Annotated in this window: 20 protein-coding genes and 2 tRNA genes; 13 read left to right on the plus strand and 9 right to left on the minus strand. The window is 66.5% G+C overall.

What is annotated here, in order from left to right; all coding sequences use genetic code 11:
* Window positions 1-129 precede the first annotated feature (129 nt).
* Both LT948_RS31525 and LT948_RS31530 read right to left on the minus strand, forming a co-directional pair.
* A tRNA-Gly gene (locus tag LT948_RS31525) sits at window positions 130-205 on the minus strand.
* A 2-nt stretch (window positions 206-207) separates the two neighbouring features.
* Window positions 208-283, minus strand: a tRNA-Glu gene (locus tag LT948_RS31530).
* Window positions 284-599: 316 nt separating this feature from the next.
* Here LT948_RS31530 and LT948_RS31535 point away from each other — a divergent pair.
* Window positions 600-1,373, plus strand: coding sequence for a hypothetical protein (locus LT948_RS31535; protein WP_012613931.1), 774 nt, complete (start codon window positions 600-602; stop codon window positions 1,371-1,373).
* 61 nt (window positions 1,374-1,434) lie between these two features.
* Window positions 1,435-2,097 (plus strand): glutathione S-transferase family protein, encoded by a 663-nt coding sequence (locus LT948_RS31540; protein ID WP_003098798.1) that lies wholly within the window; start codon window positions 1,435-1,437, stop codon window positions 2,095-2,097.
* Between the two features lie 9 nt (window positions 2,098-2,106).
* Here LT948_RS31540 and LT948_RS31545 read toward each other — a convergent pair whose 3' ends face one another.
* Together LT948_RS31545 and LT948_RS31550 are read right to left on the minus strand one after the other, a co-directional pair.
* Entirely contained in the window at window positions 2,107-2,589 is a 483-nt protein-coding gene (locus tag LT948_RS31545; protein ID WP_021264209.1) for a GAF domain-containing protein, read from the minus strand.
* On the minus strand, window positions 2,586-3,476 hold the full coding sequence (locus LT948_RS31550) for an ATP-binding protein (protein ID WP_003090906.1): 891 nt from the start codon (window positions 3,474-3,476) through the stop codon (window positions 2,586-2,588). The genes LT948_RS31545 and LT948_RS31550 overlap by 4 nt, the downstream gene beginning before the upstream one ends.
* Window positions 3,477-3,558: 82 nt before the next feature.
* Between LT948_RS31550 and sagS the strand changes: the two genes are divergently transcribed.
* A complete protein-coding gene (sagS, locus tag LT948_RS31555) occupies window positions 3,559-5,919 on the plus strand; it encodes a two-component system sensor histidine kinase/response regulator SagS (protein WP_003130830.1) in 2,361 nt (786 codons plus the stop codon).
* Between the two features lie 18 nt (window positions 5,920-5,937).
* On the opposite strand, the gene ospR is transcribed toward sagS, so the two are convergent.
* The 3 genes from ospR to msrB form a co-directional block, all read right to left on the minus strand.
* Window positions 5,938-6,429, minus strand: coding sequence for a hydroperoxide stress response transcriptional regulator OspR (gene ospR, locus LT948_RS31560; protein WP_003090908.1), 492 nt, complete (start codon window positions 6,427-6,429; stop codon window positions 5,938-5,940).
* Window positions 6,426-6,911, minus strand: coding sequence for a glutathione peroxidase (locus LT948_RS31565; RefSeq protein ID WP_003090910.1), 486 nt, complete (start codon window positions 6,909-6,911; stop codon window positions 6,426-6,428). The genes ospR and LT948_RS31565 overlap by 4 nt, the downstream gene beginning before the upstream one ends.
* Window positions 6,912-7,022: 111 nt before the next feature.
* Window positions 7,023-7,421, minus strand: a complete 399-nt coding sequence (msrB, locus tag LT948_RS31570; protein ID WP_003090911.1) for a peptide-methionine (R)-S-oxide reductase MsrB — start codon at window positions 7,419-7,421, stop codon at window positions 7,023-7,025.
* 184 nt (window positions 7,422-7,605) lie between these two features.
* Here msrB and LT948_RS31575 point away from each other — a divergent pair, with 184 nt between their 5' ends.
* The 4 genes from LT948_RS31575 to LT948_RS31590 all read left to right on the plus strand — a co-directional run bounded on the left by LT948_RS31575 (window position 7,606) and on the right by LT948_RS31590 (window position 11,597).
* Window positions 7,606-8,817 carry a pyridoxal phosphate-dependent aminotransferase gene (locus LT948_RS31575; protein ID WP_003090913.1) on the plus strand — a complete coding sequence of 404 codons (1,212 nt, stop codon included), beginning with the start codon at window positions 7,606-7,608 and terminating at the stop codon, window positions 8,815-8,817.
* 50 nt (window positions 8,818-8,867) lie between these two features.
* Window positions 8,868-9,320: a hypothetical protein gene (locus LT948_RS31580; protein ID WP_003115276.1), complete on the plus strand. Its 453-nt coding sequence runs from the start codon at window positions 8,868-8,870 to the stop codon at window positions 9,318-9,320.
* A gap of 133 nt (window positions 9,321-9,453) precedes the next feature.
* Window positions 9,454-10,329: a protease HtpX gene (gene htpX, locus LT948_RS31585; RefSeq protein ID WP_003090915.1), complete on the plus strand. Its 876-nt coding sequence runs from the start codon at window positions 9,454-9,456 to the stop codon at window positions 10,327-10,329.
* A 140-nt stretch (window positions 10,330-10,469) separates the two neighbouring features.
* Window positions 10,470-11,597 (plus strand): M14 family metallopeptidase, encoded by a 1,128-nt coding sequence (locus tag LT948_RS31590; protein WP_073657461.1) that lies wholly within the window; start codon window positions 10,470-10,472, stop codon window positions 11,595-11,597.
* A gap of 31 nt (window positions 11,598-11,628) precedes the next feature.
* Here LT948_RS31590 and LT948_RS31595 read toward each other — a convergent pair whose 3' ends face one another.
* Window positions 11,629-12,285 carry a thiopurine S-methyltransferase gene (locus LT948_RS31595; RefSeq protein WP_003109680.1) on the minus strand — a complete coding sequence of 219 codons (657 nt, stop codon included), beginning with the start codon at window positions 12,283-12,285 and terminating at the stop codon, window positions 11,629-11,631.
* A 55-nt stretch (window positions 12,286-12,340) separates the two neighbouring features.
* Window positions 12,341-12,787, minus strand: coding sequence for a universal stress protein (locus tag LT948_RS31600; protein WP_031285712.1), 447 nt, complete (start codon window positions 12,785-12,787; stop codon window positions 12,341-12,343).
* A gap of 156 nt (window positions 12,788-12,943) precedes the next feature.
* Here LT948_RS31600 and LT948_RS31605 point away from each other — a divergent pair, with 156 nt between their 5' ends.
* The 6 genes from LT948_RS31605 (at window position 12,944) to LT948_RS31630 (ending at window position 19,996) form a co-directional block, all read left to right on the plus strand.
* Window positions 12,944-13,876 (plus strand): LysR family transcriptional regulator, encoded by a 933-nt coding sequence (locus tag LT948_RS31605; RefSeq protein ID WP_003090919.1) that lies wholly within the window; start codon window positions 12,944-12,946, stop codon window positions 13,874-13,876.
* Window positions 13,877-14,013: 137 nt separating this feature from the next.
* Window positions 14,014-15,615 (plus strand): MFS transporter, encoded by a 1,602-nt coding sequence (locus LT948_RS31610; RefSeq protein ID WP_073657462.1) that lies wholly within the window; start codon window positions 14,014-14,016, stop codon window positions 15,613-15,615.
* A gap of 11 nt (window positions 15,616-15,626) precedes the next feature.
* A complete protein-coding gene (locus LT948_RS31615; protein WP_021264961.1) occupies window positions 15,627-16,691 on the plus strand; it encodes an HlyD family secretion protein in 1,065 nt (354 codons plus the stop codon).
* On the plus strand, window positions 16,688-18,127 hold the full coding sequence (locus LT948_RS31620) for an efflux transporter outer membrane subunit (RefSeq protein WP_073657463.1): 1,440 nt from the start codon (window positions 16,688-16,690) through the stop codon (window positions 18,125-18,127). Before LT948_RS31615 ends, LT948_RS31620 begins: the two co-directional genes overlap by 4 nt.
* A 36-nt stretch (window positions 18,128-18,163) precedes the next feature.
* Window positions 18,164-19,135: a LysR family transcriptional regulator gene (locus tag LT948_RS31625; protein ID WP_073657464.1), complete on the plus strand. Its 972-nt coding sequence runs from the start codon at window positions 18,164-18,166 to the stop codon at window positions 19,133-19,135.
* A 90-nt stretch (window positions 19,136-19,225) separates the two neighbouring features.
* Window positions 19,226-19,996, plus strand: coding sequence for a DODA-type extradiol aromatic ring-opening family dioxygenase (locus LT948_RS31630; protein ID WP_003109673.1), 771 nt, complete (start codon window positions 19,226-19,228; stop codon window positions 19,994-19,996).
* Window positions 19,997-20,231 lie beyond the last annotated feature (235 nt).

The following is a 20,231-nucleotide window of genomic DNA, read 5'->3' on the forward strand; positions in this document are numbered from 1 at the left end:
CCCGACCTTGGCAAGGTCGTGCTCTACCAACTGAGCTATTCCCGCGTTACAACTTGTTGCCCGTTCGGCCGAAACCGAACCTTTGACGCCTAACTTTCACCAACCCCGCCGAAGCCAGGCTGTAGAATTTGGAGCGGGAAACGAGACTCGAACTCGCGACCCCGACCTTGGCAAGGTCGTGCTCTACCAACTGAGCTATTCCCGCAATGGCGTCCCCTAGGGGACTCGAACCCCTGTTACCGCCGTGAAAGGGCGGTGTCCTAGGCCACTAGACGAAGGGGACGCGGCCCGGAACTTACAACAGATCTTTCCGGCTTCCAGTGTTTCGCGTTTGGCTTCACGCTGGAAGTGGCGCGCATTTTATGGAGCGTCCGGGGAGGCGNCGGCCCGGAACTTACAACAGATCTTTCCGGCTTCCAGTGTTTCGCGTTTGGCTTCACGCTGGAAGTGGCGCGCATTTTATGGAGCGTCCGGGGAGGCGTCAACCCTTCTGAGAAAATTTTTTTAAATCAAAGACTTCTGTGCAAATAATGAGCTGCTGCTATCAGTGGTAGCACCAAGACATTAGACTGAGAAAATTCTTACAGCGGAGTCCCAAGGTGTCGCCACTCCTCATTACCGCCCTCATCATCGGCGGGATCGCCCTCCTAATCGCCATTGGCTATATCAACCACGTGGTGGAAAACAGCAAGCTGGAGAAAGCGCGCCTGAAAGCCGAACTCAACGACCGGGTCCGGCGCTGCGCGCAGATTTCCGAGAGCCTTCCCGGCCAGTTCGTCAGCCCGTCGCTGAAGCTGTTGATGAGCCAGATCGAGCTCAGCCTCAGCGAGCAGCAACTGGCGCTGGAGAAGAAAGCCGATGCCGGGCTCAAGGCTCGCATAGAAGAGTTGCGCGCGCTGGTCGCCAAGGGCGAGTCGATCCCGGTGCGCAATCCGCCCCAGGCGATCCTGACCGAGGACAAGGCCAAGGAAGTCCGCTTCCTCTTCGAAGCCCTGCATGCCCAGCTCACCCGTTTCACCCAGGACGGCCACCTGCCGCGCAGCGAGGCGCAGATCTGGGTCAAGGAGATTCGCCACCTCCTGGTGCGCCTGCATATCGAGTTCTTCGGCAATCTCGGCCAGCAGGCCCTGCAGCAGAACGAACCGCGCCAGGCGCGCCTGGCCTTCGAACGCGGCGCCCAGTACCTGCGCAAGCAGCCCGAGCTGGCGCGCTACCAGGCGGAGCTGCAGCAGATGGAAACGCAGCTGGCCCGCGCCAACGCGATGGTGCTGAACAACAGCCAGCCGGCGAGCGAGGAGCCCAGCGAACTCAACGAGGGATTGAAGGCCCTCGATGCAGACGACCTGTGGAAGAAGAAGAACGTCTACGACTGATTCCGGCCTGCCCACGGCAGCCGTGCTATAACCCAGGCTCATATCGACCGAGGAAATCGTTATGAGCCTGACACTCTACGGAGCCCCGCTGTCTCCGTTCGTCCGCAAGGTCCGCCTGCTCCTGGCCGAAAAGGGCCTCGACTACCAGTTGGAAGCGATCGCCCCGTTCGGCCAGCCGGCCTGGTATCGCGAGATCAGCCCGCTGGGCCGCATCCCGGCGTTGCGCGACGGCGACCTGGCCCTCGCCGACTCCAGCGTGATCTGCCAGTACCTGGAAGAACGCTATCCCGAACCGCCGAATCTCCAGGGCGACGCCCCCGCCGGCCGCGCAGCGGTGCGCTGGCTGGAAAAATACGCCGACTACGAGATCGCTCCCCTGGCCACGCTGACGATCTTCCGCAACCGGATACTCAAGCCGGCGATGGGCCAGGCCTGCGAGGAGAACGACGTGCGTCGCGCGCTGGAGGAAAAGCTGCCAGCGCACTTCGATTACCTGGAAAACCATCTCGACGGCCGGGCCTTCTTCGTCGGCGAGCGACTGACCCTCGCCGACCTGGCGATCGCCAGCCAGTTGGTCAACCTGCGTCACGCCGGCGAAAACCTGGACGAGCAACGCTGGCCGGCCCTCGCCGCGCATTTCGCGCGGATGCTCGAACGCCCGGCGATGCAAGCGCTGCTGCCGGGGGAACGACGGACCCTCGACAAGCTCGCAGCGAAAGCCTGAACGCGTCGCTCAGCAGTCCGTCAGGCGCAGGAATATCTCCACCAGGCCTTCGATCCCGGCCTGGTCCTCGGCGCTGAAGCGTCCCACGCTCGGGCTGTCCAGATCGAGCACAGCGACCAGGCGGCCGTCCTTGAGCAGAGGCACCACCAGTTCGCTGCTGGAAGCGCTGTCGCAGGCGATGTGGCCGGGAAACGCGTGGACGTCGTCGACCCGCTGGGTCAGCCGGGTACGCGCCGCGGCGCCGCAGACGCCCTTGGAGAAGGGAATGCGGACGCAGGCGACCTTGCCCTGGAACGGTCCCAGGACCAGTTCCTCGTTGCGGTTCAGATAGAAGCCGGCCCAGTTCAGGTCGTCCAGCTCATGGAAGAGAAAGGCGGAGAACTGCGCGGCGTTGGCGATGAAATCGCGCTCGTCGGCGAACAGCGCCTCGGCCTGCGCCGCCAGCAGGGCGTAGCCGGCCAGCCCGGCGCCAGATTGCTGCAGATCGATCATGCCTGGCGCTCCAGCAGTTGCTTGCCCACCCAGTAGCGGGAGAACTGATAGGCGCAACGGCCGTTGCGGTTGCCGCGGCCAAGCGCCCAGCGGATCGCTTCCTTCTCCAGCTCCTCGCTCCAGCTCCAGGCCAGCCCGGCCTTCTCCGCGAGCACGTCCACCCAGTGGCGAACCACGCTGAGGAAATGCTCCTGGGTGAAGGGATAGAACGACAGCCACAGGCCGAAACGGTCGGACAAGGCGATCTTGTCCTCCACCGCTTCGTTGGGATGCAGCTCGCCGTCCACCATCTTCCAGTTCTCGTTGTCGCTCTGCTTCTCCGAAACCAGGTGCCGGCGGTTGGAGGTGGCGTAGAGCAGCACATTGTCCGGCGCCTGTTCCAGCGAGCCGTCGAGCACGCTCTTGAGTACCCGGTAGTCGCCTTCCCCGGCATCGAACGAGAGGTCGTCGCAGAACAGCACGAAGCGCTGCGGCAGGCCTTGCAGTTGCTCGACCACGCGCGGCAGGTCGGCCAGGTGGTCGCGCTCGATCTCGATCAGGCGCAGCCCGGCGCCGGCCAGCTCAGCCAGCAGCGCACGAACCAGAGAGGACTTGCCGGTCCCGCGGGCCCCCCAGAGCAACGCGTGGTTGGCCGGCTGGCCGGCGACGAACTGGCGGGTGTTGCGTTCCAGTTGCTCGCGCTGCCGCTCTACGCCCAGCAGGTCGGCCAGGCGCAGGTCGAGGCTGACCTCCAGCGGCTGCAGGTAGCCGCTGCGGCCGTCGCGGTGCCAGCGCGCCGCCAGGCTGCGCTCCCAGTCGACGGCTTCGCGTACGGCCGGCAGCAGCGGCTCCAGGCGCGCGAGCACGCTTTCGGCGCGGGCAAGAAAATCGCTCAATCGGGAATCCACTCTGTTCTCCTCGGATCGGACTGACGTCACGGATCGATCATCGGTTGCGCCCAGGAACCCCGACAGACGGTCGGGATGGGCTATGCTAGGCGGCAGAACCTCGCCAAGGCTGATCCCCGCCCCCATGGATATAGCGCTGACCCATCGCCTGTCGTTCAAACAGGCCAGCCTCACCGTGCTGGTGGCCTTTATCCTGGGAACCCTGCTCAGCCTGATTCAGGTTGGCGTCGATTATGCCAGCCAGGACGCATCCATCAATCGCGAAGTGCGCGCGCTGCTGGACGTCAGCCACAACCCCGCCGCGCGAATCGCCTACAACATCGATGCGGAGCTGGCCCAGGAGCTGGTCCTCGGCCTGCTGCGTTCGCCCGCCGTGGTCCGCGCGGAAATCATCGACACCTCCGGCCTGCCGCTGGCCAGCGCCTCGCGCGAACCCGCCGAAAGCCGCCTGCGGCCGCTCAGCGACTTCCTCTTCGGCCACAAGCGGGTCTACGAGGACCCGTTGCATGTCGACCATGCGCCGGGCGAGGCCCTCGGCGTACTGCAGCTGGAAATCGACACCTTCGTGTTCGGCAACGACTTCCTCCGTCGCGCCGGCATCACCCTGCTCTCCGGCTTCGTGCGCAGCCTGCTGCTGTCGCTGATCCTGCTGGTGCTCTTCTATACCCTGCTGACCAAGCCCCTGGTCAGCCTGATCCAGGCCCTCAGCGGACACGATCCACGCTCGCCGGCACGCATGCGCCTGCCCTGCCCCAAGGGCCACGAACGCGACGAGATCGGCGTGCTGGTGGAAGTCATCAACCGCCAGCTCGGGCGCATCTCGGTAGAGATCGAACAGCGCCGGGAGGCGGAGAACCGCCTGACCCAGTACCTGGAGGAGCTGGAAAGCATCGTCGCCGCCCGTACCGCCGAGCTGAAGGCCGCCAACGCGCGCCTGACGCTATCCAACCAGGAACTCGAAGAAGCCCGCCAGACCGCTCTCGATATGGCCCAGGCCCGCGCCAGCTTCCTGGCCAACATGAGCCACGAGATCCGCACGCCGCTGAACGGCCTGCTCGGCATGCTCTCGCTGAGCCTCGACGGCCCGCTCACCCCGGAACAGCGCCAACAGCTGTCGATCGCCCACGACTCCGGCAAGGTACTGGTGGAATTGCTCAACGACGTGCTCGACCTCTCCAAGTTCGAGGCCGGGCAACTGGTCCTGGAACAGATCCCGTTCGACCTGGGCGTCCTGGTGGAAGACACCGCCAGCCTCCTCTCGCAGAACGCCGCGGCCGGCGTGGAGTTGACCTGCCTGGTCGACCCCGCCCTGCCCGCCCAGGTTTCCGGCGACCCGACGCGGATTCGCCAGGTCGTCAGCAACCTGCTGTCCAACGCGCTGAAGTTCACCCGCCTGGGGCGGGTCGACGTTCGCGTGGAAGCCACCGCCGAGGGTGTGCGCATCAGTGTGCGCGACACCGGCATCGGTATCGCCCAGGAGGCGCTGGATCGCATCTTCCAACCGTTCACCCAGGCCGACGCGGGTATCACCCGCCAATACGGCGGCACCGGCCTCGGCCTGGCCCTCACGCGCAAGCTGTGCGAGGCCATGCAGGGCGAACTGACGGTGGAGTCGACGGTCGGCCTGGGCAGCCTGTTCAGCGTCGGCCTGCCGCTGGCACCGGTCAGCCCTCCGCTACAGGCGCTGCCGCTGCGCGGCCGGGTGATCGCGCAATGCTCGGCCAACAGCGGGCTGGCGCAGCTGCTGCAAACCTGGCTGCCGCGCTGGGGCCTGGAGTACAAGCGCCTGGAGACCGACGACAGCCTGCTCGGCCACTCGCTCGACGTACTGATATCGGATTGCCCGGACTGCCTGATGGGACTGCGTCCGAGCATCGGTACGCCGATCCTGCTGGTCACCGCCTACGGCAGTTTCCTCGAACCGGAGCTGGCCCGCCGCCTGTCGCCGTTGCGCCAACTGGCCAGGCCGCTGAGTCGCAACCAGTTGTACCAGGCCCTGAAACACGTGCTCGAACACACCGCCATAGCCCCGTCGAGCGCCTCGGACACCGCGGGAGAACAGCGCAACACCCGGGTCCTGCTGGTGGAGGACAACCCGGTCAACCAGTTGGTCGCCAAGGGCCTGCTGCACAAGCTCGGCTGCCAGGTATGGATCGCCGAACACGGGCTGAATGCCCTGAAGATGCTGGAGGAGCATCCCATCGACCTGGTCCTGATGGACTGCAACATGCCGGTGATGGACGGCTACGAAGCGACCCGGCAGATCCGCGACAGCGGACGCTGGGGCGGCCTGCCGATCATCGCGCTGACCGCCAACGCCCTGCCGGACGAGCGCGAACGTTGTCGTGCCGCCGGCATGGACGACTACCTGGCCAAGCCCTTCCACCGCGACGAACTGAAGGCCATCCTCGACCGCTGGTGCCCGCTCACCGCGGGCGACTAGCCGGTCTCGCGACGACGGCTAGCCTCCCACCACCAGGCGAAAACGCGACAGCAACCCGCCCAGGCGCTGGTGCAGGTCGAACATCTCGTTGAGGTCGAAACCGGTGCTGCAGATCAGTTGCTGGCGCAGCGGAATGACCCGTTCGCGCAAGGTGATCCCTGGCACCGTCAGCGCCAGGTGCACCTCCCGCTCATCGTGGCTGGCGCGACGGCGATCCACTAGGCCGAGCTGTTCGAGGCGCTTGAGCAAGGGCGTCAGGGTTCCCGAGTCGAGCAGCAGGCGGTCGCCCAGGGCCTTCACCGTCGGCTGCTCCGGCGGGCTCGCATGCCACTCCCAGAGCACCAGCATGACCAGGTACTGCGGATAGGTCAGGCCGATCTGTTCGAGCAGCGGCCGATAGCCGCGAATCACTGCGCGCGAGGCGGCGTACAGCTTGAAACACAGCTGGTTGTCGAGCAGCAGCGATTCTTCGACGCCATCCGGCCTGGCGACTTTTCCCCGGGTGCTCATTCAAGCAGCGCCTCGATCGCCGAGCTCAGCTCCTCCGGCTTGGTGGTCGGCGCGTAGCGCTTCACCACCTGGCCATCGCGGCCGATCAGGAACTTGGTGAAGTTCCACTTGATGCCCTGGCTGCCGAGCAGGCCCGGCGCGCGCTTCTTCAGGCTGACGAACAACGGGTGGGCGCCGGCGCCGTTGACCTCGATCTTCCTGAACAGCGGGAAGCTCACCCCGTAGTTCAGTTCGCAGAACTGCGAAATCTCGCCCTCGTCGCCCGGTTCCTGCTTGCCGAACTGGTTGCAGGGGAAGCCGAGCACCACCAGTCCGCGCTCACGGTATTTTTCCCACAAGGCCTCCAGCCCCTGGTACTGCGGGGTGAAGCCACATTTGCTGGCGGTGTTCACCACCAGCAACGCCTTGCCGCCGAAATCGGCCAGGGTCTTCTGTTCGCCCTTGATGGTGGTGCAGGGAATGCTCAGCAGCGAATCGCTCATGGCTTGTCTTCCTTGTTGAGGGTGGGTCTCGAAACAAAGTAGCTCGCAATTCAATTGCACACAACTTGATTGAATGAAAAACGACCCGAACCAAAGACGGGTCGTCGCTCTCTAGCTCTCCCGCGGCACCAGCTTCAGCGAGGCCGAGTTGATGCAGTAACGCAACCCGGTGGGCCGGGGGCCATCCGGGAAGACGTGCCCCAGGTGGGCATCGCAGCGGCCGCAGCGGACTTCGATGCGGTGCATGCCGTGGCTGAAGTCGTCCAGTTCGCGGACCGCCTCGGCGTCCACCGGCTGGAAATAGCTCGGCCAACCGCTGCCGGAGTCGTACTTGGCGTCGGAGTCGAACAACGCCGTGCCGCAGCAGGTGCAATGATAGATCCCGGGGGTCTTGGTGGCGTGGTATTCGCCACTGAAGGCGCGTTCGGTACCGCCCAGGCGACAGATGTGGAACTGCTCTTCGGTCAACTCCTCGCGCCAGGAGTCCAGGGGTTTGTCGATCTTGCTCATCGGCTCTACCTCGCGATCTGAAAAATGCCCGGCGCTCCCTTTTCCGGGGGACGGGCCGCACGTATCATGCGTGCTCCTTATAGACGCCAGTCTGTCATCCGCGTTACAGCCTGCCAAGCCGCGATCCAGCGGGCTTTTCGCAGCCTGTTCCACGGTGTTCGCTCACTTCGGGACTCGACACATCATGCAGGTCAGCAAATCGAACAAGCTCGCCAACGTCTGCTATGACATTCGCGGGCCGGTGCTCAAGCACGCCAAACGCCTAGAGGAAGAGGGTCACCGCATCCTCAAGCTGAATATCGGCAACCCGGCGCCGTTCGGTTTCGAAGCTCCCGAGGAAATCCTCCAGGACGTCATCCGCAACCTGCCGACCGCCCAGGGCTACAGCGACTCCAAGGGTCTGTTCAGCGCGCGCAAGGCAGTGATGCAGTATTACCAGCAGAAGCAGGTGGAGGGCGTCGGCATCGAGGACATCTACCTCGGCAACGGCGTGTCGGAACTGATCGTGATGTCCATGCAGGCGCTGCTGAACAACGGCGACGAGGTGCTGATCCCCGCTCCCGACTACCCGCTGTGGACCGCCGCGGTCAGCCTCGCCGGCGGCAAGCCGGTGCACTACCTGTGCGACGAGCAGGCCAACTGGTGGCCGGACCTCGAAGACATCAAGGCGAAGATCACGCCGAACACCAGGGCGATGGTGATCATCAACCCGAACAACCCCACCGGTGCGGTGTATTCCAGGGAAGTGCTGGAAGGCATGGTCGAACTGGCCCGCCAGCACAACCTGGTGCTGTTCTCCGACGAGATCTACGACAAGATCCTCTACGACGGCGCCGTCCACGTCTCCACCGCCTCGCTGGCGCCGGACGTGCTCTGCCTGACCTTCAACGGCCTGTCCAAATCCTACCGGGTGGCCGGCTTCCGCTCCGGCTGGGTGGCGATCTCCGGACCCAAGCAGCGGGCACAGAGCTATATCGAAGGTCTCGACATCCTCGCCAACATGCGCCTGTGCGCCAACGTCCCGGCGCAGCACGCGATCCAGACCGCCCTGGGCGGCTACCAGAGCATCAACGATCTGGTCCTGCCGCCGGGGCGCCTGCTGGAGCAGCGCAACCGCGCCTGGGAACTGCTCAACGACATCCCCGGCGTCAGCTGCGTGAAGCCGATGGGCGCGCTGTACGCCTTCCCGCGGATCGACCCGAAGGTCTGCCCGATCCACAACGACGAAAAGTTCGTCCTCGACCTGCTGCTCTCGGAAAAACTGCTGATCGTCCAGGGCACCGCCTTCAACTGGCCGTGGCCCGACCACTTCCGGGTGGTCACCCTGCCCCGCGTCGATGACCTGGAGCAGGCGATCCTGCGCATCGGCAGCTTCCTCAAGGGCTACCAGCAGTAACCCCCCGCTCCCGCGGCGCCGCTGGCGCCGCCCTGCCCGGCGACCCATCCATGGACCTGCAGATCGACGACTTCCACAAGGACGCCGCTGGCGGCCTCCTGCTTCTCTACCAGGCGTTTCCGCGCAAGACCGCGCTCTACGTCGAAGACCTGATCGGCCGCGAGGCGCCGGACGAGTTCGGCCTGCCGAGCAAACGTCACCAAAGTTGTCTGGGCGCGCTGCTCTGGCTCGCCGAGGAAGGCTACCTGCGCTTCGCCAACACCATTCATTACGAGGCTCTCGACCAGGCGGTGCTCAGCGAAAAGGCCTTCCTAAGACTTACCCGTATCGTCCCCCGGGCCGCGGCGGCGCTGGCCGAGGCGCCGGCCAGCGTGCGCCGCGAACAGGCCAGCCTGGCCAACCAGTTGCGCCAGGCGCTGGCGCAGGGCGACGGCGAACGCCTGGCCGGGCTGACCCGCCTGCTGTTCGAGGGCAACCTGGGCGCGCAAGGCGACACAGTTTGAAATAGTCCCTCGATTGAATCGCCATGGACCGCCCCTTATATAACCCCGCATGATTATCAGGAGCCCGTTCGCCCGCCCCGGCGGCCTGCGAACCGCGCTCCGTGCCTTCAGCCGTGAGGAGAAGCTTTACACCATGATGCGCATCCTGTTGTTCCTGGCCACCAACCTGGCAGTCCTGGTGATTGCCAGCATCACCCTGAAACTGCTCGGGGTGGACCGCTTCACCGGCCAGAATTACGGCAGCCTGCTGGTCTTCTGCGCCGTGTTCGGTTTCGCCGGTTCGCTGGTCTCGCTGTTCATCTCCAAGTGGATGGCGAAGATGAGCACCGGTACCGAAGTCATCAGCCAGCCGCGCACCCGTCACGAACAGTGGCTGCTGCAGACCGTCGAAGAGCTGTCCCGCGAAGCCGGCATCAAGATGCCGGAGGTCGGCATCTTCCCCGCCTACGAGGCCAACGCCTTCGCCACCGGCTGGAACAAGAACGACGCGCTGGTCGCGGTCAGCCAGGGCCTGCTCGAACGTTTCTCGCCCGATGAGGTGAAAGCCGTCCTCGCCCACGAGATCGGCCACGTCGCCAACGGCGACATGGTCACCCTGGCGTTGATCCAGGGCGTGGTGAACACCTTCGTGATGTTCTTCGCGCGAATCTTCGGCAACTTCGTCGACAAGGCCATCCTGAAGAACGAGGACGGCCCGGGCATCGGCTACTTCGTCGCGACCATCTTCGCCGAACTGGTGCTCGGCATCCTCGCCAGCATCATCGTCATGTGGTTCTCGCGCCGCCGCGAGTTCCGCGCCGACGCCGCCGGCGCCCACCTGGCCGGCACCGGCGCGATGATCGCCGCGCTGCAACGCCTGCGTTCGGAACAGGGCGTGCCGGTGCAGATGCCCGACACCCTGAACGCCTTCGGCATCAATGGCGGCCTCAAGCACGGCCTGGCCGGCCTGCTGATGAGCCACCCGCCGCTGGAAGATCGTATCGAAGCGCTGCGCGCCAGCGCACGCTGATCCGCTTTCACACTTGGGACAGGGCGACCATCGGTCGCCCTTTTTTTATGCCCGGGAAAGCCACCTATCCATGGTCGCTTTGACAGCCGCGAGCCAGCCCCGGAACATGCGGGTCCGTGATTTCGCCCGATGAGGTTCCCATGCAGATCCGCGCCGATTTCGACAGCGGCAACATCCAGGTCATCGATGCCAGCGATCCCCGCCGGATCCGCCTGGCGATCCGTCCCGACCTGGCCAGCCAGCATTTCCAGTGGTTCCACTTCAAGGTCGAGGGCATGGCTGCCGCCACCGAGCACCACTTCACCCTGGTCAACGCCGGCCAGTCGGCCTACAGCCATGCCTGGAGCGGCTACCAGGCAGTCGCCTCGTACGATGGCGAACGCTGGTTCCGCGTACCGTCGCAATACGACGCCGACGGCCTGCATTTCCAGCTGGAACCGGAGGAAAGCGAAGTCCGCTTCGCCTACTTCGAGCCCTACAGCCGCGAACGGCATGCCCGCCTGGTCGAACGTGCGCTCGGCATCGAGGGCGTCGAACGGCTCACCGTCGGCACCAGTGTGCAAGGCCGCGACATCGAATTGCTGCGGGTCAGGCGCCATCCCGACAGCCACCTGAAGCTGTGGGTCATCGCCCAGCAGCATCCCGGCGAACACATGGCCGAATGGTTCATGGAAGGCCTGATCGAGCGCCTGCAGCGGCCGGACGACACGGAAATGCAGCGCCTGCTGGAAAAGGCCGACCTGTACCTGGTGCCGAACATGAACCCGGACGGCGCGTTCCACGGCAACCTGCGCACCAACGCCGCCGGCCAGGATCTCAACCGGGCCTGGCTGGAGCCGAGCGCCGAGCGCAGCCCGGAAGTCTGGTTCGTCCAGCAGGAGATGAAGCGCCATGGCGTCGACCTGTTCCTCGACATCCACGGCGACGAGGAAATCCCCCACGTATTCGCCGCCGGCTGCGAGGGCAACCCGGGCTATACGCCCCGCCTGGAACGACTCGAGCAACGCTTCCGCGAGGAACTGATGGCGCGCGGCGAATTCCAGATCCGCCATGGCTACCCACGCAGTGCGCCGGGCCAGGCCAACCTGGCGCTGGCCTGCAACTTCGTCGGGCAGACCTACGACTGCCTGGCGTTCACCATCGAGATGCCGTTCAAGGACCACGACGACAACCCGGAGCCCGGGACCGGCTGGTCCGGCGCCCGCTCCAAGCGGCTCGGCCAGGACGTCCTGAGCACCCTTGCGGTGCTGGTCGACGAACTCCGCTGAAAATGGACGGGGCGCCGCGCGGCGCCCCGTTTCAGCCTCTCTCCAGCAGGTAGACGGCCTCGTTCAGCCAGGACACCCCGCGCTCGAGGAATTTCCAGTTGACGCCGAGCACGTCGCCACGCTCCAGTTCCTCGATCCGCCAACCGCCAGCGTAGTAGCCACGCACCTCCTCGTCGGGCACGGCGAACGGCGGACCGGCCATCTCCGCCTGCGGGTAGTCGATGGTGACCAGCAAGCCGAGGCTGCGCGTCGGCAGGACCGCCTGGAGATGCCCGGCATAGCGCTCGCGCATCTCCGGCGGCAGGGCGATCAGCGCGGCGCGGTCGTAGAACGCCCTGCACTGCGCCAGGTGCTCTGCCTGCAAGGCGAAGAAATCACCCTGCAGCAGGGTGATGCCGGCGACCCGGTAGCGGCGGAAACCACCCAGTTGATCGATCTCAGGGCGCAGGTCGTGCTCCTCGAAGAAGTCGCTCACGGCCTTTTCCGAAAGCTCCACCCCCAGCACCTCCAGCCCCTGGGCGGCCAGCCAGGCCAGGTCCAGGGTCTTGCCGCACAACGGCACCAGGATCCGTTCGCCCGCTTGCAATCGCAGCCGCGACAGGTGGCGCATCAGGTAGGGATTGATCTCGTCCAGATGGAAGCCGATCTGGTTGTTCGCCCAGCGGGCGTGCCAAAAATCCGCCTGCATCCTGCCCTCCGCATTCGTGGAAAAACCCGCAAGGTGGCGACAATCGGCCGGCAGGTCAACTCCCCTGCCCATCTTCCTCGCGCACTTCCACCAGCACCGGACACGGCGCCTCGCGGATCACCCGGTCGCCGACCGAAGGATCGAGCAGGCGCTCCAGCCGTCCCAAGTGCCGATGGCCGATGACGATCAGCTCGCAGCCCAGGCGCCGCGCCTCGCCCAGGATCACCTGCACCGGGTCGCCGGCGCGTAGCTCGGCCTGTACCTCCAGCTCGCACCCGGCTAGCAGCGCACGGGCCTCGTCGAGCACCTGCCGGGCCTCTTCGCACTCGTGCGCGGCGGGCGGATAGTCGAGCAGCGTCGGCCGGCCCGGCAACGCATAGCCGGCGTCCACCGCGCACAGCAGGTGGACCCGCGCGCCCGGCGCGGCGGCCTGCCGCGCCAGCTCGGCAATGCGACGGGTCTGCGGGCCGCCGTCGATGGCGACCAGGAGTGTATGGAACATCGGCAAATCCTCGGACAGGGCGTACACCGGCATTCTTCGGTAGCCACCGGCGCGCGTAAAGGCATCGCGGACGCAATCCAGCAATGCAGCGAACGCACGCCTGGGAGAACGAAAGACTGCACCTTGCGCACTCAAGGGTGCTTATACTTCCACTCCATGCATCTTCCCGATATGAATCTCCTGGTCGCCCTCAACGTTCTTCTCGAAGAGGGCAGCGTGGTCGGAGCCGCGCGCCGCATGCACCTCAGCCCACCGGCGATGAGCCGTACCCTGTCGCGGATCCGCGAGGCGGTAGGCGATCCGATCATGGTCCGCGCCGGCCGCAAGCTGGTGCCCACGCCCCGCGCCCTGGAACTGCAGGAGCAGGTCCGGCAACTGGTGGACCAGGCCCGCGACCTGTTCAACACCCGCGAGACCATCCAACTGGACAAGCTGGAGCGCTGCTTCACCCTGCGTTCCAACAACACCCTGGTCGGCGGTCTGGCCACCCGCATACTGGAAATCTTCAGCAAGGAAGCGCCACGCTGTACCCTGCGCTTCGCCCCGGAATCGGACATAGACGACGAAGCCCTGCGGCAGAACCGCATCGACCTCTACATCGGCGCCTCGTCCTGGATGGAGCCCGAGGTCAAGACCCAGCAACTGCTCACCACCCGCTTCGTCGGCCTGGCCCGCCAGGGGCATCCGATCTTCGACGGCGACATCACCCCGCAGCGCTTCGCCGCCTTCCCCCACATCAGCGTCTCGCGCCGCGGACTCCACCACGGCCCGCTGGACCAAGCCCTGGGAGAGCTGGGGGTGACCCGCCAGGTCAAGCTGGTCTGCGCAACCTTCCACTCGGCGATCTTCGCCCTGCCCGGTTCCGACCTGCTGCTGCCGATCGCCGAGCACTCCCTGTGGCGGGCCAACCGACTGGGCCTGGGCCTGCGCCAGTTCGACATCCCGGTGCCATTGAAGACCGTGATGGTGGTCCAGGCCTGGCATCCACGCTTCGACAACGATCCCGCGCACCGCTGGTTCCGGCAAACGGTCAAGCGGCTTTGCGAGGAAGTGCAGAACGATCCCCATCCGCTGCTGGGCTCCAACTGAAACAGATGCACAAAATGCACTGATTCATTTCGATCATTTCAATTTTCACACTACCGGGACACTCCTAGACTGCGGCGGAAATCAGAAGAGTTTCCGCCCATGCCTTGTTTCCCCACCCTCGCCGTAGCGAGGTCGCGATGACTTCGCTCGCCACCCCGCTCGGCCAGCCGACGCCAACCGCAGCCCCCGCCGCCCCCGCCGCCCAGCCTTTCGGCGCGCGCATCGTGGTCGGCCTGCTCGGCGTGCTGCTCGCCTCGCTCACCGCCGGTCTCAATGGTCATGTCACCGAGATCGCCATGACCGATGTGCGCGGCGCACTCGCCATTGGCCATGACGAAGGCACCTGGCTGACCGTGCTCTACGAAGCCACCCAGGTCGCCGCCATGGCATTCGCGCCCTGGTGTTCGGTGACCTTTTCCCTGCGCCGCTTCACGCTCTTCGCCATCGGCGGCTTCGCCCTGCTGGCCCTGCTCTGTCCGTTCGCGCCGAACCTCGAGAGCCTGCTGGTCCTGCGCACCCTGCAAGGGCTGATGGCCGGCTGCCTGCCGCCAATGCTGATGACCGTGGCGCTACGCTTCCTGCCACCCGGGATAAAGCTCTATGGCCTGGGCGCCTATGCCCTCACCGCGACCTTCGGGCCCAACCTGGGCCTGCCACTGGCGGCGTTCTGGTTCGAATACGTCGGCTGGCAGTGGGTGTTCTGGCAGGTCATTCCACTGTGCCTGGTGGCGATGGCCGCGGTGTCCCATGGCATCCCCCAGGACCCGGTGCGCCTGGAACGCTTCCGCCAGTTCGACGGCATCGGCCTGCTCACCGGTTTCCCGGCGATCTGCGCCCTGGTGATCGGTCTGCTGCAAGGCGAACGCCTGGACTGGTTCGAGTCGCCGCTGATCTGCCTGCTGCTGGGCAGCGGCAGCCTCCTGCTGGGGCTGTTCCTGGTCAACGAATGGAGCCACCCACTGCCGTTCTTCCGCCTGCAGTTGCTGAAGCGGCGCAACCTGACCTTCGCCCTGATCACCCTGGCCGGCGTGCTGGTGGTGCTCGGCGCGAGCATGGGCGTGCCGACCGAATTCCTCGCCGAGATCCGCGGCTACCGCCCCCTGCAGAGCGTACCCATGGTGTTGCTGGTGGCCCTTCCGCAGCTCGTCGCGCTGCCGCTGGTGGCGGCCCTCTGCAACATCCCGCGGGTCGACTGCCGCTGGGTGCTGGCCTGCGGCCTGTGCCTGTGCGCCGGTGCCTGCCTGAGCTTCAGCCAACTGACGGCGGACTGGGTGCGCGAGGACTTCTACCTGCCGATGCTGTTACTGGTGGTCGGCCAGCCGATGGCGGTGATTCCGCTGCTGATGCTCTCCACCAGCGTCATCGCGCCCATCGAGGGGCCCTTCGCCTCAGCCTGGTTCAACACCGTCCGCGGCTTCTCCGGGGTAGTCGCCACCGCGGTGATCGGCGCCCTCGGCACCGCCCGCGAGCACTACCACTCCAACCGCCTGGTGGATCACCTGGGCAATGCGTCCCAGGCCGTCGAACTGCGCCTGCAACAGATCGCCGGCCTGCAACCGGGCGCCGACTCCGGCGCGCACTGGCAGAACCTGGCCGAACAGGCCCGCCAACAGGCCCAGGTGCTGGGCAACGCCGACGTGCTGCTGGCGATGACCGGCCTGGCCTGCGCCCTGCTGATCCTGATTCCGATCCTGCCGCAACGGGCCTACCCGCCCCGCCCGGTCGCTCCCACACACTGAAAGGTCGCTGTATGTCGTTCATCACTTCGCGCAAGGGCAGCCTGCTGCTCGCCGCCCTGCTGGTCCTGATCCTACTGGTCTACCTGCTGTTCCACCTGCTCGCCCCACGGGTCGTGCAGAGCACCGACGACGCCTATGTGCACGCCGATTTCACCCTGGTCGCGCCGAAAGTCGCCGGCTTCGTCCAGGACGTCCTGGTCGAGGACAACCAGCCGGTCAAGGCCGGCCAGTTGCTCGCCCGCCTCGACGACCGCGACTTCCGCACCGCCCTGGCCGCCGCCGAGGCCGACGTGCTCGGTGCCGAGGCCAACCTGGCCAATGCCGAGGCCAACCTGCAACGCCAGCAGGCGCTGATCGAACAGGCGCGGGCCAAGGTCCGCGCCGAGCAGGCCGAGCTGGTCTTCGCCCGTCACGAGCAAAGCCGCTACCAGACCCTCGCCAGCAAGGGCGCCGGCAGCCTGCAGAACGCCCAGCAGGCGCAATCGCGGATCGATACCGCCAGCGCCCGGCTGGCCGAGGGCCAGGCCGCGGTGGATGCCACGCGCAAGCAGGTGAGCGTCCTCGAAGCCCGCGTCGGCCAGGCCCGTGGCGACCTGCAACGCATGCAGGCGCGACGCGACCAGGCCCGCCTGGACCTCTCCTACTGCGAACTCCGCGCGCCCTTCGACGGCCAGGTCGGCCGCCGCCAACTGCGCGTCGGCGCCTATGTCACGCCGGGCAGCGCGCTGCTGGCAGTGGTGCCCCTGCAGCAGGCCTACGTGGTCGGCAATTTCCAGGAAACCCAACTGACCCACGTCTCTCCCGGACAGGCCGTGGAGATCCGCGTCGATACCTTCCCCGGCGAGGTTCTGCGCGGCCATGTCGACAGCATCGCACCGGCCACCGGCCTGAGCTTCGCGCCGATCGCCCCGGACAACGCCACCGGCAACTTCACCAAGGTGGTCCAGCGGATCCCGGTGAAGATCGTTCTCGAACCGCGCCAGGCCATGGCGGGCAAGTTGCGTGTGGGCATGTCGGTGGAAGCACGGATCGACACCGCGACCGGCACCCACTCCGCCGAGGTCGCCCAGCAATGAAAGGCACTCCGCTCCTGCTTATTGCCAGCCTTGCGCTCGGCGCCTGCAGCCTCGGTCCCGACTTCAGCCGCCCGGACCGCCCTGCGCCCGGCGACTGGTCGCTCCAGGCCGCTGCCGGCAACCCCAGCCACCTCGCCGCCGCGCCACTCGCAGCACAATGGTGGACGCTGTTCGACGACGCGCAATTGAACGCCCTGCTGCAACGGGTCCAGCGTGCCAACTTCGACCTGCGCAGCGCCGCGGCGCGCCTGCAGCAGAGCCGCGCGATCCGTCGCAGCCTCGGCGGTGACGCCCTGCCCTCGGTGGACGCCAGCGGCAACTACCAGCGCCAGCGGACCACCAGCGCCGGCCTGTTCGATCCTTCCGGCAAGGCCGGCAAAGGCAACTACAACCACGCCCTGGCCGGCTTCGACGCCTCCTGGGAGCTGGACTTCTGGGGCCGCGTGCGACGCGAGCTGGAAGCCGCCGACGCGACGGTGGAAGCCAGCGAGAACGAACTGCGCGACGTGCAGGTCTCGGTGCTGGCGGAAGCCGCGCGCGACTATATCCAGTTGCGCGGCGAACAGAGCCGTGCGGCGATCATCCGTGACAACCTCGAGACCGCACGGCGCAGCCTGGAACTCACCCGCACGCGCCTGGCCAACGGCGTCGCCACCGACCTCGAGGTAGCCCAGGCGCTGGCCCAGGTGGCCAGCATGGAGGCACGCCTGCCCGAGGTGGAAAAGAACCAGGCGCACCTGGTCAACGCCCTTGGCTACCTGGTCGGTGCCAGCCCCGGCAGCCTGCTCGCCGAACTCGGCCCGGCGCGGGCGATTCCGCGTCCGCCGGGCAGCGTGCCGGTCGGCCTGCCGTCCGAACTGGTCCAGCGCCGCCCCGACATCCGTCGTGCCGAAGCGCGCCTGCACGCCACTACCGCCAGCATCGGCGTGGCCAAGGCGGACTTCTATCCGCGCATCACGCTCAACGGCAACTTCGGTTTCGAATCCCTGCAACTGTCCAGCCTGGGCGACTGGGACCATCGCCAGTTCGCCATCGGCCCGGCGTTCAGCCTGCCGATCTTCGAAGGCGGACGCCTGCGCGGACGCCTGGAGCTACGCGAGGCACAGCAGCAGGAAGCCGCCATCGACTACCAGCGCACCGTGCTGCGTGCCTGGCAGGAAGTCGACGACGCGATGCACGACTACGCCGCCAACCAGCGCCGCCAGGAGCGCCTCGGCGAAGCCGTGGCGCAGAACCGCCACGCCCTGCAGAGCGCCCGCGAGCAATACCGCGCCGGCGCGGTGGACTTCCTCAGCGTGCTCGACAGCCAGCGGCAACTGCTGGAGAACCAGGAACAGCAGGTCGCCAGCGACGAAGCGGTGTCGCTGACCCTGGTCAACCTCTACAAGGCGCTGGGCGGCGGCTGGAGCCCAACGTCCGACCCGGCGTCGGGCTGAGACGACGCCGGGCGCGGACCGGCGAAGGAGTTGGAAATGGACCTGCTGCACGGTATCCGGACCTTCGTCCGCGTGGTGGAGCACGGCAGCTTCACCCAGGCCGCCCAGGCGCTGGGCACCTCTCCGGCGACCGTTTCGCGCCAGGTCGCCGGGCTCGAACAGGCGCTCTCGGCGCGCCTGCTGCAACGCAATACGCGCAGCGTCGTGGTGACGGAAAGCGGTCTGCGCTACTACGAGCATTGCAAGCAGATCCTGCGTACGGTCGCCGCCGCCGCGGCGGACGTCGAAGACAGCCAGTCCCACGCCAGTGGTCGCCTGCGCCTCCACGCGGTGACCGAACTGGGCCTCGAGCACCTGATGCCGCTACTGGTGGACTACCTGGACGGCCACCCGGACGTCTCCGTCGACCTCACGCTGGCCCAGGGCACCCCGGCCCTGCTCAAGGAAGGCCTGGACGTGCTGATCACCCTCGGCCGAACCTTGCCGGACTCGACCCTGGTCGCCCGCGATCTCGGCCAGGTGTTCAGCGTGGTCTGTGCCGCGCCGGAATACCTGGCACGGCATGGCGTGCCGCGCACGCCGGAGGACCTGCTGCGGCATCGCTGCCTGAACGTGGCCGCGCCGTCCTGCCCGCAGGGCTGGGCCTTCGTCGGCGAACGCGGCGAAACGCTGCTCGATCTCGACGAGGCGCTCAAGGTCAACCTCCCCGAGGCCGCCTGCGCCGCCGCCGCGGCCGGGCTCGGCGTCTGCCTGCTGCCCGGCTTCGTCGCCGCCCGCGCGCTGCAGGAAGGCAGCCTGTTGCGGCTACTGCCGGGCCATCGACTGCATGTCCGCGAGGTGTTCGTGCTGTACTCCTCGCGGCGCTACCTGGACGCCAAGATCCGCACCTGGGTGGACTTCCTCAGGGAACGCCTGCCCCTGGCGTTCGAGCGTGACCGGGCGATCCTCGACGATCGGCGCTACTGGGCGGAAAGCCCAACCGGCGTAGCGCGCGAGACCGCGACCTAACGTCTGGATCGATAGGTATCCTCAAAAACATATACTGGTTTTCGATTGATCGAGGGAGGAACATGGCTCATCCGAGTCATGAGGTGAATCATGCTACCGACTCTCTATATTTCCCACGGCTCACCGATGCTCGCCCTCGAACCGGGCGCCAGCGGCGTACAACTGCGCCGCCTGGCTACAGAGCTGCCGCGGCCGAAGGCGATCCTGGTGGTTTCCGCGCACTGGGAAAGCGACGACCTGCGAGTAACCGGCGCCGCGGCGCCGGATATCTGGCACGACTTCTACGGCTTTCCGCCGCCCCTCTACGCCGTGCGCTACCCGGCCAAGGGCGCGCCGGCGCTGGCGCAGCGGACGATCGAACTGCTCCAGGCCGCCGGCCTGCCGGCCCAGGCCGACCCACAGCGACCATTCGACCACGGCACCTGGGTGCCGCTGAGCCTGATGTACCCGCAGGCGGACATCCCGGTGCTCCAGCTGTCCCTGCCGAGCCGCCTCGGTCCGGCCCTGCAGAGCCGCGTCGGCCAGGCCCTGCGCCAACTGCGCGGGGAAGGCGTGCTGCTGATCGGTTCCGGCAGCATCACCCACAACCTGGGCGAACTGGACTGGCACGCCGGACCGGAAGCCATCGCGCCCTGGGCGCGGGAGTTCCGTGACTGGATGGTGGAAAAGCTCCAGGCCGACGACGAGGCCGCGCTTCACGACTACCGCCGGCAGGCGCCCTGGGCGGCGCGCAACCACCCCAGCGACGAGCACCTGCTGCCGCTGTTCTTCGCCCGCGGCGCGGGCGGCGGCGGGATGCGCGTCGAGCACAGCGGCTTTACCCTGGGCTCGTTGGGGATGGATATCTATCGCTTCGATTGACAGAACTTCTCGTGGGACTGGCGGAGAGCATTGGCTTCCCGCCGCAAGCTGGGTGGACTCGGCTGGCAGCCAGGAAATCGCGAGCGATATAGTCCTGTAGCGCGAATAACGCCATAGGCGTTATCCGCGATGTCATGGATAGGCGGCGGATCAGGGCTTCGGTATGTGCAGGTCTGGCATGCACGACGTGGTGCCTGCCCTGGCGGCTGGGCGAGTCTTTTGTTTCCTTTAGACG

It is taken from the genome of Pseudomonas sp. CP-1 (assembly GCF_021213715.1).
GTDB lineage: Bacteria > Pseudomonadota > Gammaproteobacteria > Pseudomonadales > Pseudomonadaceae > Pseudomonas > Pseudomonas aeruginosa.

Bases quoted from the DNA above. Each gene is read 5' to 3' on its own strand.
- LT948_RS31605 (WP_003090919.1), top strand. From the start codon at position 12,944: ATGCATCTTCCCGATATGAATCTCCTGGTCGCCCTCAACGTTCTTCTC.
- htpX (WP_003090915.1), top strand. From the start codon at position 9,454: ATGATGCGCATCCTGTTGTTCCTGGCCACCAACCTGGCAGTCCTGGTG.
- LT948_RS31630 (WP_003109673.1), top strand. From the start codon at position 19,226: ATGCTACCGACTCTCTATATTTCCCACGGCTCACCGATGCTCGCCCTC.
- LT948_RS31565 (WP_003090910.1), bottom strand. From the start codon at position 6,911: ATGAGCGATTCGCTGCTGAGCATTCCCTGCACCACCATCAAGGGCGAA.
- msrB (WP_003090911.1), bottom strand. From the start codon at position 7,421: ATGAGCAAGATCGACAAACCCCTGGACTCCTGGCGCGAGGAGTTGACC.
- LT948_RS31620 (WP_073657463.1), top strand. From the start codon at position 16,688: ATGAAAGGCACTCCGCTCCTGCTTATTGCCAGCCTTGCGCTCGGCGCC.
- ospR (WP_003090908.1), bottom strand. From the start codon at position 6,429: ATGAGCACCCGGGGAAAAGTCGCCAGGCCGGATGGCGTCGAAGAATCG.
- LT948_RS31545 (WP_021264209.1), bottom strand. From the start codon at position 2,589: ATGATCGATCTGCAGCAATCTGGCGCCGGGCTGGCCGGCTACGCCCTG.
- LT948_RS31590 (WP_073657461.1), top strand. From the start codon at position 10,470: ATGCAGATCCGCGCCGATTTCGACAGCGGCAACATCCAGGTCATCGAT.
- LT948_RS31600 (WP_031285712.1), bottom strand. From the start codon at position 12,787: ATGTTCCATACACTCCTGGTCGCCATCGACGGCGGCCCGCAGACCCGT.
- LT948_RS31595 (WP_003109680.1), bottom strand. From the start codon at position 12,285: ATGCAGGCGGATTTTTGGCACGCCCGCTGGGCGAACAACCAGATCGGC.
- LT948_RS31610 (WP_073657462.1), top strand. From the start codon at position 14,014: ATGACTTCGCTCGCCACCCCGCTCGGCCAGCCGACGCCAACCGCAGCC.
- LT948_RS31575 (WP_003090913.1), top strand. From the start codon at position 7,606: ATGCAGGTCAGCAAATCGAACAAGCTCGCCAACGTCTGCTATGACATT.
- LT948_RS31625 (WP_073657464.1), top strand. From the start codon at position 18,164: ATGGACCTGCTGCACGGTATCCGGACCTTCGTCCGCGTGGTGGAGCAC.
- LT948_RS31580 (WP_003115276.1), top strand. From the start codon at position 8,868: ATGGACCTGCAGATCGACGACTTCCACAAGGACGCCGCTGGCGGCCTC.
- LT948_RS31615 (WP_021264961.1), top strand. From the start codon at position 15,627: ATGTCGTTCATCACTTCGCGCAAGGGCAGCCTGCTGCTCGCCGCCCTG.
- sagS (WP_003130830.1), top strand. From the start codon at position 3,559: ATGCTAGGCGGCAGAACCTCGCCAAGGCTGATCCCCGCCCCCATGGAT.
- LT948_RS31540 (WP_003098798.1), top strand. From the start codon at position 1,435: ATGAGCCTGACACTCTACGGAGCCCCGCTGTCTCCGTTCGTCCGCAAG.